General features: G+C 76.4%; 5 protein-coding genes. 2 read left to right on the plus strand and 3 right to left on the minus strand.

All coding sequences use genetic code 11. The annotated features are described in order from the left end of the window. Positions 1-248: 248 nt before the first annotated feature. Positions 249-857: a hypothetical protein gene (locus DSM104299_RS00660; protein ID WP_272475353.1), complete on the minus strand. Its 609-nt coding sequence runs from the start codon at positions 855-857 to the stop codon at positions 249-251. After that, the gene (locus DSM104299_RS00665; RefSeq protein ID WP_272475354.1) at positions 854-4,861 is read right to left on the minus strand and encodes a serine/threonine-protein kinase; all 4,008 of its coding nucleotides are present in this window, start codon (positions 4,859-4,861) and stop codon (positions 854-856) included. Before DSM104299_RS00665 ends, DSM104299_RS00660 begins: the two co-directional genes overlap by 4 nt. 136 nt (positions 4,862-4,997) lie before the next feature. On the opposite strand from DSM104299_RS00665, the gene DSM104299_RS00670 reads away from it, so the two are divergent. After that, a complete protein-coding gene (locus DSM104299_RS00670; RefSeq protein WP_272475355.1) occupies positions 4,998-8,609 on the plus strand; it encodes a LamG domain-containing protein in 3,612 nt (1,203 codons plus the stop codon). 45 nt (positions 8,610-8,654) lie between these two features. Further along, complete coding sequence (locus tag DSM104299_RS00675) at positions 8,655-11,426, plus strand: LuxR family transcriptional regulator (RefSeq protein WP_272475356.1); 2,772 nt, start codon at positions 8,655-8,657, stop codon at positions 11,424-11,426. Here the strand turns inward: DSM104299_RS00675 and DSM104299_RS00680 are convergent. Next, positions 11,399-13,687 (minus strand): DEAD/DEAH box helicase, encoded by a 2,289-nt coding sequence (locus tag DSM104299_RS00680; protein WP_272475357.1) that lies wholly within the window; start codon positions 13,685-13,687, stop codon positions 11,399-11,401. The genes DSM104299_RS00675 and DSM104299_RS00680 overlap by 28 nt on opposite strands. Positions 13,688-13,694: the final 7 nt, after the last annotated feature.

Below are 13,694 nucleotides of genomic sequence, written 5' to 3' on the forward strand. Positions count from 1 at the left end.
GCACGGGGCGGCGACCGAGCGGCATCGCTCTCCGTGGTCGGCGATGCTGAGTGGTGCTTTAACGCCGGTGTCCGGTATCGGGCAGGCACGCGCGCCGGCTGACGAGCGCGATCTGGAAGCATCCGGTGGCGTGCCCGCCGCCGACGCAGCCGTAGCCATCGTGACCGGGCGGCAAGTGGGATCGGCCGGGAGGTCGTGGCCGGGCTGGCGGCGGACGGCTGCCTAGCGGACCCCGCCGCGCCTCCTGATCACGCCAGCGTGCGCACGACCCGGACGGCGCGGTCGCTCGTCGCCTGGACGAGCAGGATCGCGGGCTCCTGGGAGAGGACGCGGACCTTGCAGACGAAGGTGGAGAAGAGCGTGGCGTTCTCGAGGTCGCGGTAGGCGCCGACCCCGTAGCAGAGCACGCCGAAGAGCTGCTTGCCCCGGGCCCACGTCGTCTTCGGCACGAGCGCCGTCAGGTCGATGCTGCGCAGGCGCGGCCGGCCGGCCGGGAGCGCGCCGAGGCCGACGTCGCCGGACACGTCACCGCTCTCGACGGTGGCGACGCGGACCGACTCGGGGCCGGTGGCCTTGACCAGGACGACGCCGCGCGGCGCGCCGTCGCCGCTGCCCTTCACGGTGCAGCGGAACGACGCGTACAGCTTGCGCCTGATGACGTCGCGGCGCGACGGCCCGACGCCCGTGCACGCGCCCTCGGCCGCGTTCTTCTTCGCCCACGGCGAGACGTTGAGGCTGACCTCCGCCGCGCTGCGCGAGAGGTAGTGGCGTTGGGCGGCCGACGCGGGCGTGGCGACGGTGCCGCCCGCCGCGACGCCGACCGCGCCGGACAGCACGAGAACACGGAAGTGCTTCATCTTGATCGCCTCACGACTCGGGTGAAGGAGTAGTCATTGCCCAGCGCGCGCGCCGTCAGCGTGATCCAGGCGGCCGCGTGGCCGCGCCGGACCGACAGCCGCAGCGTCGCCCGCCCGCGCGCCTTGATCTTCACGCTGCGCCCGCCGCCGCGGACGGTCGTCGCCGCGCCCGAGCGCAGGCGCACGAGGACCGACCGGGCCTTGGCGGAGACGTGCGACGGGATCGTCACCCGCAGGAACGGCGGCGTCACCGCGCGGATCGTCACGACGACGCGCGCGACGGCCTTGGCGTCCGCGCGCACGCCGAGCGTGAGCACGCGGCGCCCCGGAGGGAGGTCGCGGACGGAGGCCCGCGCGCCGCGCGCGATCGCCCGCCCGTCCAGGCGCCAGACGAGCCTGCCGGACGCGACCCGGCCCTGCAGCGTCGACGCCGAGCCGCTCAGCGTCAGCGCGCCGTCGGAGGCGACCTTGGCGCCGGTGCGCGGCGTGTCGATGTGCACGCTCGCCGGCGCGCGCAGCGCGCGGAAGCGCCGCGACACCGCGGCGACGGAGCGGAAGCCGTCGTCGACGGTGACGCGCACGCGTGCCTGGGTCGACGCGGCGAAGTAGCTCGCGGGAAGCGTCGCCGACGTCGCCGCCCCTTGGGCGATGCGCCGCCAGGTGCGGCCGTCGTCGGTCGACGCCTCGACCGTCGCGGCCAGCGCGCCGCCGTCGGCGTCGCCGGCCTTCCAGGCCACGCGCACCGCGCGGGTGCCGCCGACGGTCGCGCCGGCCCGCGGCGCGGTCACCGCGACGTGCGGCGCGTGCGGCGACCGCGTCCGGTGCGACAGCACCGCGCCCGCCGGGTCGAGGATCGCGACGCGGACGACGCGGGCCGCCGGCACCGAGCCGGTGAGCAGGTGCAGCCCGTCGTCGGCGAGCAGCTCGTCGCGCAGGCCGGCACGGGCCACCTCGGCGCCCGCCGCGTCGTAGCCGACGAGGACCCGGCCGCCGGCGCTGGCCGGGGTCGGCGTGCCGGTGCCGGGCGCGACGCGCAGGATCGCCGCGCCCACGTCCCGGCCGACGGCCGTCACCGCGAGCACGGGTGCGGCGGCCGCGGCCGCGGCGGCGCGAGCGCGGGCGGCGTGCGCGATGCCGATCGTCCCGCCCGTCTTCTGCGTCCACTGCTCCAGCGTGGCGACCTCGGCGTTCCAGCCGCGCGGGGAGAGCCACGTGTTCGGGAACGAGGTGGCGCTCGCCGTCTCCACCGTCGCGCCGCAGTAGCTCATCAGGTCATAGAACTCGGCGGCCGAGCCGCGCAGGTCGCGGGCGATGACGCGGTAGGGCGCGGCCGCCGTCGGCGTGAAGCCCGTGGGCGCCTTGGCGATGCCCCAGAGGTCGAGCCCGATGCCCTGGAGGATGCCCTTGTCGTCCGGGAGCCACTGCTCGCCGGCCTGCTTGTCGCTCGGGCCCGTCTTCGGGCAGCCCTGCCCGGCGTGCGCGCGCCCGATCTGGTGTCCGAGCTCGTGGGCGATCGACGTCAGCGGCCGGGTCTCGACGGCGACCATGGACGGTCGCGGGGTGTCGTCGTCGTGGGCGGGGATCGTGGCGATCGAGCCGGTGGAGACGCCGGCGATCCCGTCGATGTTCGGTGCGAGGCCGGCGACGATCGACCGTCCGGGCAGGTTCATCGCCCAGTTCCTCACGAGCCCGGCGGTCCCGGCCTCCACGATCTCGCGGCGGGTCAGCCCGAGGAAGTCGGGGATGGTGGCGGCGGCGTCGGCCAGGTCGACGAGGCCCGAGATGTCGATGTCGCCCTGGTAGCTCCAGACGTACGGGTCGCCGGGGTGGAGCATGCGCGCGGAGTAGAAGTCGCTGTCGGCCGAACCGGGGTACTGGCCCTTCGCGGTCACGCGCAGCGGCATGATCCCCGGCCAGCGCAGGCGCGTGAAGCCGATCGAGCGCAGGGTGAAGCGCTTGAAGGTCTGGCAGAACAGCGAGCCACACTCGTCGAGCACCGCGCCGGTGGCGGTCGGCGGGATCGGCAGGATCTCGGCCTGCAGCGTCACGGTGCCATAGGTCCACGCCGGCGGCAGGATGTAGGTGTACACGTTGTCACTGCCCGAGCGGTCCCGGGCGGTCACGCAGTTCAGCTCGCCGACCCCGACCGCCGTTGGGGCCGCGGCCGGGCTCATCGGGCTGCCGGCGAGCTCCTTGCCGCCGCGGTAGGCGTGCAGCCGCACGCCGACGTTGGGCAACCTGTCGGTGTTGGTCAGCAGCCAGGCCGAGACGTAGACGCGCGCCACGGTCAGGTCGCCGTCGACCAGGCGCACGCCCTGGTAGGGGACCGAGGAGTCGATGTGCCCGATGTCGCGCGTGGGGATCGAGTCGCAGTCGTTGGGCCCGAGCGTCTGCGTGCCCTGCGTGACCTCGATGCCGCGGGCCGCCAGGGCGTAGCGGATCGTCGGCACGACGGTGAGCTGGAAGAACGCGGAGGCGTTGATCGTCCCGTGGCCGGGGATGTCGACGGCCGCGAACAGCTTCGCCGTCTGCACCGACGCGCTGGTGGTCCCCGTCCGGGCCGTGAGGTTGGCCTTGAGCAGCACGGCGCCGCCCGCCGAGCTCCAGGCCGTCGGGTTGACGTCGAGCTCGACGTCCTTGGGGACGAACTGCACGCCCGAGCGGATCACGGCGCCGGGCGGGATGTCGATCGGCGTGATGTCGGCGTCGACGCGGGAGGTGCCCGCACCGGCGCGCAGCAGCAGCTTGGACGGTCGTGTGACGCTCATGGCGAGCGCCGGGATGCGGATCGGCGCGGCCACCCGCAGCTCGGCCTCGCGGCCGGGCGGGGCCGCGGCGGCGTCGGTGGAGGTCGCGACGATCCGGATCGCGCCGAGCGGGTCGCGCGGCGCGGTGCCCGCGACCGCGACCGCGACGGTGATCGGGGTCGTCGGCGCGGCGCCGTCGACGACCGCGGGGGAGACGGTGACCGTGACGCCCGCCGGCCCGGTGGCCGTCAGCGCGACCCGCCCGCTCGACAGGCTGTGGCGGACGAGCTGTGCCGACAGCGTCGCGGTGTCGTAGCGGTACAGGTCGGTCGGTGCCGGCGCCGTGAGGGCGAGCGAGACCGACGGCGGCTCGACGGTCAGCGGGAAGGTCGCCTGCACGGCCGTCGCGGGCCCCGCCGTGCCGTCGACCGGCGTCGCCCGCAGCGTCACCGCCACCGGGCTCGCGGTCGCCGGCGCGGTGGCCGCGGCGGTGAGCGTGATCGTGGCGGTGCTGCGCAGGTCCGCGCCGTTGGCCTGGGCCGGGGCGACGGTCGCGGTGACGCCGCTGGGCAGCCCGGTGACGGTCAGGCTCACCCGGCCGGTCGAGCCGCCGCGGCGGCGCAGTGTCGCGGTCGTCGTGGCCGTCGCGCCGCGCTCGACGGAGACCGGCTGCGTGGCGACGTCCTCCCAGCCGACCGACGGTGGCTCGGCGCCGGCCGCCGCGTTGAAGGAGAGGTCGTCGAAGAGCATCGTGCAGATGCCGCTCTCGACCGTGACCGCGAAGTGGTCGACGGTCCGGCCCGGATCGGCGACCAGCAGCAGCCGCTGCCAGCCCAGCGCGCTGGTGATCGACAGGCTCGTGTGGCCGGCGTCGCGGCCCTGGTCGTCGTAGCCCTGGAGCGTCACCTCACGCGCGCTCGGGTCCATCGCGTACGGGTCGTGGACCCAGATCCCGATCGTCGTGCGCGGCGAGGACAGCACGCCGGTGAACGCGACGGAGGTGCCCGGCGCGCACGCGTGGTCGGTCGCCCGCAGCAGCTTCGCGCCGCCGTGGGCGAGCGCGTCGGCCTCGACGGCCAGCGCTGAGGACGGGTCGAGCTGGACGCCGAGCGCCGAGTACTGAGCGCCGACGGCCGTCCCGTCCGGCTGATCCTCGAAGCCGATCGTCGTGTCGGCGGCGCGCGCGGGGCCGGCGCCGAGCGCGAGCGCGACGACCACTATGGCCGGCAGCAGGTGCCGGAACCGACCGATGGTCATCTGCTCTCCGGTCCTGGGGGTCGGCGCGAGCGTACCGCCGCCGGCGACGCGCGCCGCGCGGAGGACAAAAGACTGTGGGCGCGACGGCCAAGTCCTGGGGTGGCGGCGCGGCCGCGGTCTGGGAGAGTCCGGCTCCGTGCCTGCACCCGCCCTCGCCGTCGTCCGCGCCGTCGTCGTCGCCGCGGTTGCGGGGGCGCTGATGGTCGCACCGGCACCGGCACCGGCAGCCGCGCAGCAGGCCGACCCGCTGCGCGGGCAGTGGCCGATGGAGACCTCCGGCGACGCGGTGCCCGACGTCTCCGGCCACGGCCACGCCGGCAGCGCCAGCGGGACCGGCGAGATCCCGGGGCGCTTCGGCAAGGCCATGTCCTTCCTCGATCCGGCGTCCTCGCGCGTGACCGTGCCCGACAGCCCGGCGCTGGAGCCCCAGCGCCTGACGCTGATGGCGTGGGTGCGCCGGCTGCAGAACAGCGCGCCGCCGGGCACCTACCAGACGGTCGTCGGCAAGGGCTCGAACAGCGGGTGCAGCCGGGCGTCCTACGCGCTCTACACCGGCGCGTCGGGTGGGCTCCAGTTCTACGTGGCCCAGGACGCGCCGGTCGCCGGGTCGGTCACGTTCTCGCCGGACGCGGGCACCGGGCTGTGGACCGACGACCAGACCTGGCACGCGGTCGCCGGCACCTACGACGGCGCGCGCGTGCGGCTCTACGTCGACGGCGTCGAGGTCGGCTCCGGGTCGGCCGCGTCGGCGACTATCCCCTACAACCTGGGTGCGGGGACGCTGGACGCGCTGACGCTGGGCGCCTACGCCAACCAGTCGTGCGGACCGCAGTTCACGTTCGGCGCCGGCGTCGACGACGTCCGGCTCTACGACCGGGCGCTGAGCGCCGCCGAGATCGCCCGCCTGCAGACGGCGACCGGGCCGGAGCCGCCGGTGCTCGTGCCCGACGGTGGCGGAACACCGGCCCCGACCCCGACCGTGCCCGCCCCGACGCCAACCCCGATGGTGCCCGCGCCGACGCCGACGCCAACCCCGCCGCCGGACCCCGTCGCGGTGACCGGCATCGCGACCGCGGGCGGCGTGGCGAGCGCGCACGAGCCGGTCACGCTGGTCGCGAGCGCGACCGGGCCGGTCACGGAGTACCGCTGGGACCTCACCGGCGACGGCAAGGCCGACCTGACGTGCGGCGCCGACCAGCCCGCCGCGCGCTTCCGAGCCACCGGCGCGGCGGCGCTCCGGCCGACCGTGACCGTCGCCGGGGCGGGCGGCGCGACGGCGAGGCTCACCCAGGCCGTCGCGCTCGCGCCGGTCTCGTTGAAGGGCGCGGAGAAGGCGCTGGCCGACGCGCTGCGCGCCGAGCCGGTGACGGCCTGCGGCGCCGCGCCGACGCTTGGCGGCCACCAGGCGCTCGCCGCGCTGCGCAACACCTCGTGCGTGGCGAGCACGACGGTGCACGCCGGGATCCTGGCGACCCAGGGCTGCCTGCGCCCGCTGACGTCGCTCGACGCGATCCCCGCCGCCGAGCGGGCGATCGTCGACCGGCTGCGCGGGACGGTCCAGCGCTACATCGGCTCGGGTCAGTTCATCGAGGCGCAGCGCATCGTCGACCTCACCGACGCCTACATCGCGGCCGGCCCCGTGCGCGTCAACGGCGTCGACATCACGCCGGTCGGCGGCGCGCAGATCATCGTCTACCCGCAGATCCACGCGGTGGTGTCCTCCAACGCGAGGGTGACCGTCGGCGGCATCGCGCTCGACACGCCGCGCGACTTCATCCTGGACACGCACACGGTCGGCGGCAGGATCCCGATCGGCAGCTTCGCGCGCCTGCCCGGGATCCTGAAGGCGATCGGGAGCTTCCCGCTCGGCGGGAACGTGGACGTCTCCCTCGACAACGGCGGCGCGACGATCACGGTGCGCCTGAAGCTGCCCGCGTGGATGGACTTCTCCGGCGGCCCTGGGCTCGGCGAGGTCCGGATGCGCGCGACGCTGGACGACGGCCTGGTGCTCGACGCGCTGCGGATCGGCCCGCTCGACGTCTCGCTCGGCTCGCTGGGCGTCACCGACTTCCAGATCGACTACTCGCGCGCCGCCGCGGAGTGGCGCGGCCAGGGGCGCGCCTGCGTGATCCCCGGCCTGGGCTGCCTGACGATGGTGCCGCCCAACGGCGGCGTGATCATCCGCCACGGCAGCCTCTACGAGGCCGGCGCGTCGCTGGAGCTGAGTCCCGGGATCATCGTGTTCCCGGGCGTGACGCTGCAGCGCTTCGGCTTCAAGGTCGGCCTGGACCCCACGCGCGTCGGCGGCAACGTCAAGCTCAACGCGCTCGGGATCATCGGCATCGAGGGGCGCCTGATCCTGGCCTTCCCGTCGCCGGCCACGCCGTACATCCCGACGCCCGACGACGTCGGGCGCTCGTTCCCGGCCGACATCTACACCATCCCGTTCACGACGCCGACCTTCGCCGCCGGCGGCGACGTCTCGCTCGACGTGCCGCTCGTCGGCTCCACCCGGATCGGCGGCGGGTACTTCCTGTACTCCTTCCCGGGGAAGGTCGCGTTCGGCGGCGGCGTGAACATCAGCGTGCTCGACGTGATCTCGGTCGAGGGCGGCGTCGACGGGCGCTTCAACTTCGAGAACGGGCGCTTCAACCTCGCCGGCCACATCCGCGCGTGCATCGCCGACGTGATCTGCGCGGGCGCGGTCGCCAACCTCTCCAGCCGCGGCGTCGGCGGATGCGTCGAGCTCGGCCCTCTCAACGTCGGCGGCGGCGTGCAGTGGGACGGCCCGACGATCAAGCTGTGGCCGTTCGACGGCTGCAAGTGGTCGCGCTTCGCCGAGAGCGACGTCTTCGGCGTCGCGAGCGCCGCGGAGGCCGGCGCGCCGCTGAAGGTGAAGGTCGCCAAGGGCGATCGCAGCACGGCGATCGAGCTGGACGGCGCCGGCGGCGCGCCGCGCGTGCGCGTCACGGGTCCGGGCGGGACGGACGCCGTCAGCACCGGCGTGGCGGGCCTGACGACCACCGCGCGGGCGCGGATCATGCGGTCAGAGACGCTGAAGCGCACGGTCGTCGGGCTCGTCGACCCGGTTCCGGGGACCTACGTGATCACGCCGCTGGAGGGTTCGCCGGCGATCGCCAAGGTGCTGAAGGCCGAGGACCAGCCGCCCGCCAAGGCGACCGCGGTGGTGCGCGGCGCCGGCACGACGCGCTACCTCACCTACGACGTCGCGCGCCGGCCCGACCAGGTCGTGACGTTCGTCGAGCACAGCGCCCAGGGCCCGCGCGAGATCGGCCGGGTCGCCGGCGGCGGCCGCGGCACGCTGCGCTTCACCACCGCGCCCGGCCGCGGGACGCGCACGGTCCAGGCGCAGTTCGAGCTCGCCGGGCTGGCCGCCGAGACGCTGACGATCGCGCGGTTCACGCCGCCCTCGCCGCGGCTGGGCCGGCCGCGCGCGGTGACCGTGCGCCGGAGCGGGAGCGCGCTGCGCGTCTCGTGGGCCGCCGTGCCGGAGGCGACGCGCTACGAGCTGGTCACGACGCTGGGCGACGGGACGCAGCGGCTGGTGCGCACGGGCGCCCGGCGCGCGACCGTCCGCGGCGTGGCCCGCACGCTCGGCGGCACGGTCCGTGTCCGGGCCGCGGACGCCGTCCGCCAGGGACCGTCGCGCACCGCGCGGTTCCGCGGGCACGGCACGGCGAAGACGCGCTTCGGCCCGCTGCGACCGGCGAAGCGCGCCGTGCGGTGAGCCCTCCCGATTGACGAAGGCCACGCGACCGGTAGCGTGCCGGGCATGGCGACGCTCCTCGAGCGCTCGGGAGAGCTGGCGGCGTTCGACACGGCGATGGCGGGGGCCCTCCGGGGCGTGGGGTCCTGCCTGGTCGTCGACGGCGTCGCCGGCATCGGCAAGACCGCGCTGCTCGCCGAGGCGGCACGGCGCGGGCGGGCCGGCGGGCTGCGCGTCTGGCACGCGGCGGGCAGCGAGCTCGAGCGCGACTTCCCGTTCGGCGTCGCCCGCGCGCTGCTGGCGCCGGCCCTCGACGGCGGTGCGCCGATGGCGCTGCGCGACGACTCCGGGCCGGCCGTGCCCGAGGGCGACCAGGCCGGCGCGGTGGCCGCCGTGCGGCGGCTCGTCGTCGCCGCGGCGGCGGCCGGTCCGCTGCTGCTGGTCGTCGACGACGTGCACTGGGCCGACGCGGCGTCGACACGCTGCCTGGCGGCGATCGCGCGGTCGATCGACGAGCAGGCGCTCGTGCTCGTCGTCGCCGGCCGTGAGAGCGATCAGGTGCGGGCGCTGCGGCGCGGCGACGGCGCCGTGGTCCTCGAACCACCGCCGCTGAGCGCGGCAGGGACCGCGCGGCTCGTCCGCGCGGCGGCGCCGGCCGCGAGCGCGGACGTCTGCCGCGCCTGCCATGCCGCGACCGGCGGGACGCCGCTGTACGTGCGCGCGGTGGCGCGCAACCTGGAGGCGCACGGGCTGGACGTCGGCGAGGACGCCGCCGCGCGCGTGCTCGCGTGGAGCCCCGGCCAGCTCACGCAGACCGTCGGCGACCGCCTGGCGGCGCTGCCGGCGCCGGCGCGCGCGCTGGCCCAGGCGCTGGCGATCCTCGACGTGGGCGCGTCGGCCTACGAGGTCGGCCGCCTCGCCGAGGTCGACGCTGACGAGCGCGCGCGGGCCGGCGACGCGCTGCGCGGCATCGGCATCCTCGACGACGACCGCGGCCTGGCCTTCGCCCATCCGGTCCTGCGCGCCGCGACCGCCGCGACGCTGCGCCCGGGCGCCGCCGATCGGCTGCACCGGCGGGCCGCCGCGCTGCTGGCGCAGGAGGGCGCCGGCGCCCAGCGCATCGCCGCGCAGGTGATGGCCTGCGAGCCGGCTGGCGACCCGCGGGCCTGCGGGTGGCTGCTGGCCGCCGCCGCCGAGGCGCTGACGCGGCGGGCGCCGGAGGTCGCGGTCCGCCAGCTGCGCCGGGCGCTGGCCGAGCCGCCGCCCGACCCGCGCTGGCGCGTGCGCGTCCTGATCGCGCTCGGGACCGCCGAGACGCGGGCGCTGGACCAGGACGCCGGCGTCGCGCACCTCCAGGAGGCGGTCGCGCTGGCCGGCGATCCGCTGGAGCGCCTCGACGCCGCGCTGAGCCTCGCCGTCGCGATCGCGCATCGCTCCGGCGACACCGCGCCGGTGATCGCGGAGCTGCTCGCGCGGCTCGGCGAGCTCGACGACGCCCGGCTCGTCGCTCAGGTCGAGGCCCAGCTCGTCCTCCAAGGGCTGTTCGGCACCGACAGCCGGCGCGCGACGGCCGGCCTCGGGGCCCGCGTCCTGGCGCGTGTCGGCGCCGGCGGCGACCCCGCCCCGTCACCGGCCGAGCAGTCGGTCGCGGCGATCGAGCTGACGATCGCGGCCGTCGACGCCGACCGCGTCGTGGACCTCGTCCACGCGGCGATCGCCGGCGGCGAGACGCATCCGGCGCTGCGGCCCACCACGCTCGTGACCTCGGTGCGCTGCCTGGCGGCGGCCGACGCGCTCGACGACGCCGACGCCATCCTCGGCGCCGAGCCCGTCGGGCCGACCGCCGGCTACGACGACTTCTACCTGGCGTGGTTCCGGGCCGACGTCAGCCTCCGTCGCGGTGCGCTGACGCAGGCCCACGACCTGGCGGCGCCGGCGTGGGCGGCCGCGTGCGCGCACGACTGGCCGATGATGCGCTGCGCCGCCAGCGGCCTGCTCGCCGACCTGTGCGGCGAGACCGGCGACTACGAGGAGGGCACCCGCGTGCTCGCCGAGGCGGGGTGCGACGGGCCCGCGAGCGCGCTGCCCGACCAGTACACGTCGATCATGCTGCTCGTCGGGCGCGGCCGGTTCCGGGTCGCGGCGGGCGACGTGGAGCTGGGGCTCGCCGACCTCCTCGACTGCGGCCGGCGCACGCGCGAGTTCGGTGAGCACAACCCGGCGCTCATCGGCTGGCGGGCGTCCGCCGCGCTGGCCCTCGGCGGCGAGCGAGGCCGCGCGCTGGCGGCCGAGGACCTCGCGCACGCCCGGAGCTTCGGCGCGGCCCGGGCGCTGGGCATCGCGCTGCGGACGAGCGCCCTGCTGGACGACGACCTCGAAGCGCGCGGCCGCGGGCTGCGGGCCGCGCGCGCGACGCTCGCGCCGTCGCCGGCACGGTTGGAGCACGCCCGCGTGACGGCCGACCTCGGGCGCCACGAGCACGCGGTCGGCCGCCCGGACGCGGCGCGCGAGCTGCTCCTGGAGGCCTACGAGCAGGCGCACCGCTGCGGGGCGACGGTGCTGGAGCGGACCGTGACCGACGCCCTGCGCGCGCTCGGCGCCCGCCCGCGCAGCCCGTTCGCGCACGGTCCTAAAGCGCTCACGCCACGTGAGCGGTCGGTGACCGACCTGGCGGCGCGCGGCCACACCAACCGCGAGATCGCCGAGGCGCTCGTGGTGACGGTCCGCACGGTCGAGTTCCACCTGTCGCGGGCGTTCCCCAAGCTCGGCGTCGGGTCGCGCACCGAGCTCGCCGCGGTGCTCGCCGGCGATCAGGCCGACGACGCGCGCCGGACCTGACCGCCGGCGCCGCCGTCTTCGGAGAGCCAGTCCAGCAGGTCGTCGAGGACCGCCTCCCGGCCGGCGGGCGTGCCGTCGGTCGCGGCTCGGACCAGCTCACGCTTGCGGTCGATCACGGCCGCGATCCGCTCGTCGATCGTGTCGGCCGCGAGCAGGTACCACGCGGTGACGGCCTCCTCCTGGCCGATGCGGTGCACGCGGTCCTCGGCCTGGTCGTGGGCGGCCGGCGTCCAGCCCAGCTCCACGAACGCGACGTTGGACGCGGCCGTCATCGTCAGCCCGACGCCCGCGGCGTCCAGCGAGCAGACGATCAGCCGGCACGCGTCGTCGGACTGGAAGCGCTCGACCTCGGCGGCGCGGCCGTCGGCGTCGAGGCGGCCCGTCGCGCAGGCGGCGCCGGGGAAGGCCTCCAACAACGCGTCGCCGATCTCGCGGTGCCGGGTGAAGACCACCAGCTTCTCGGCGGTCTCCAGGAAGTTGGCGATCCACTCCTTGGCGCCGTCGAGCTTGCCGCGCGCGGCGATCAGCGCCAGCTGCGTGATCCGGACCAGCGCCTGGGCGCGGCGGGCGCGCTGCTCGGCGTCGCGGCCGCGCTCGCGGATCGCGGCGGCGCGCGCGTCCTCGTCGAGGCCCGCGATCTCGCGCGTGAACGCCGCGTCGGCCTCGGCCTGCGCCCGGACCCACTGGGCGACGTCGGACTGCGCGGCGCGGTACTCGCCGCCGTTGGCGATCACGACCGGGACGATCACGCGCTGCTTGGCCGGGAGGTGGCGCAGGACGTCGGCCTTGCGGCGGCGCACGAAGCAGGTCCGGCGCAGGCGGCGGTTGAGCGTGTTGAGCTCCTGGCCGCGCGCGTACACGCGGGCGAAGCGCCGCGCGCCGCCGATCGCGTCGAGACGGCCGAGGATCTTCAGCTGCGGCGCGAGCTCCTCGGGGCGGTTGAGCACCGGCGTGCCGGAGAGCAGCAGGACGATCGCGTCGTCGGGCAGCGCGTCGGCGATCGCGGTGACGGCCTGCGTGCGGCGCGCCGTCGGGTTCTTGCAGAAGTGCGACTCGTCGAGGACGAGCGCCCCGGGCGGGTGGGCGGCCGCGGCGTCGACCAGGGTGTGGGCGATCTCGTAGCTGGCCACGGAGAGGTCGTGCGCGCCGACGGCGTCGCCGCCGGAGAGCCCGGCGCGGCTGCGGTGCGGCAGCCAGCGCTCCGCCTCGCGCAGCCAGTTGAGCCGCAGCGACGCGGGCGCGACGATCAGCGCCGGGTACGCGCCGGCGGCCTCGAGCGTCGCCAGCGCCTGGATCGTCTTGCCGAGGCCGGGCTCGTCGGACAGGAACGTCCGGCGCGCGCGCAGCGCGTAGTCGACGGCCGCGCCCTGGAACGGGCGCAGCGGCGCGGTGAGGCCGTCGACGTCGACGCGGCCCTCCTCGGCGGACGAGAGCGCTTCGAGCGCGTCGGCGGCGCCCGCGCGGACGGCGGCGGCGTCGAGGGCGGGCAGGATGTCGTGGTCGCCCTGCAGCTCGGGGCGCGCCTCGAGCAGCGCGCGCAGCCGGCCGTCGCCGTGGATCGACACCCACCACGAGTCGAAGCTGCGCGTGACCACGCCGAGGGGCGTGAGCTCGGGCTCGAGGTCGGGGTGGCAGCGGCGGCAGAGGCGCAGGCCGATCTCGCCGGCCGTGTTCTCCGCGACGGCCACGTCGCAGCGGTGCGCGACGTCGACGACCGCGGCCAGCGACAGCGACGGCTGCTCGTAGCGGCCGACCCGCCGGCGGACCTCGGGCGTGGCGGTGAGCGTCCCGATGCGGTCGAGCTCGTCGCCGAGCGCCTCCAGCGGACCCTCGCGCGCGGGGATCCACCAGCGGTCCAGCACCGGGTCGTGGCGGCGCTCGGGGAGCTGGGCGAAGGTCGCGCGCAGCGCGCGGTCGGGCTCCATGGCGATCACGACGCCGGGCACGCCGGGCTTGTGCTCGCAGAAGTGCGCGACGGCGGTCGCGGCCTCGGGCAGCTGCTCGACGGCGGCGAGCAGCCGCTCGGCCTCCGGCTCGACCGCGACCCACGGGTGCATCGCCACGAGCGCGCGCACCGCGCGCGCGACGACCGGCACCGCCGGCGCGCTCCAGCGATGCGGCTCGCGGATGGGATCGCGCAGGACGTGCGGCAGCGTCGCCATGGCACCGGCGAGGTCGTCGCCCGGCACCGTCGTCACGACGAAGTGCGACCCCATCGGCTCGATCCCGACCGTCGCGTTCGCTGGCGAGGGCCGGACCATGCGACCC

This window comes from Baekduia alba (assembly GCF_028416635.1).
Taxonomy (GTDB): domain Bacteria; phylum Actinomycetota; class Thermoleophilia; order Solirubrobacterales; family Solirubrobacteraceae; genus Baekduia; species Baekduia alba.

Excerpts from the sequence above, each read along its gene's own strand:
- DSM104299_RS00660 (WP_272475353.1), bottom strand. The coding sequence starts at position 857 with ATGAAGCACTTCCGTGTTCTCGTGCTGTCCGGCGCGGTCGGCGTCGCG.
- DSM104299_RS00665 (WP_272475354.1), bottom strand. The coding sequence starts at position 4,861 with ATGACCATCGGTCGGTTCCGGCACCTGCTGCCGGCCATAGTGGTCGTC.
- DSM104299_RS00675 (WP_272475356.1), top strand. The coding sequence starts at position 8,655 with ATGGCGACGCTCCTCGAGCGCTCGGGAGAGCTGGCGGCGTTCGACACG.
- DSM104299_RS00680 (WP_272475357.1), bottom strand. The coding sequence starts at position 13,687 with ATGGTCCGGCCCTCGCCAGCGAACGCGACGGTCGGGATCGAGCCGATG.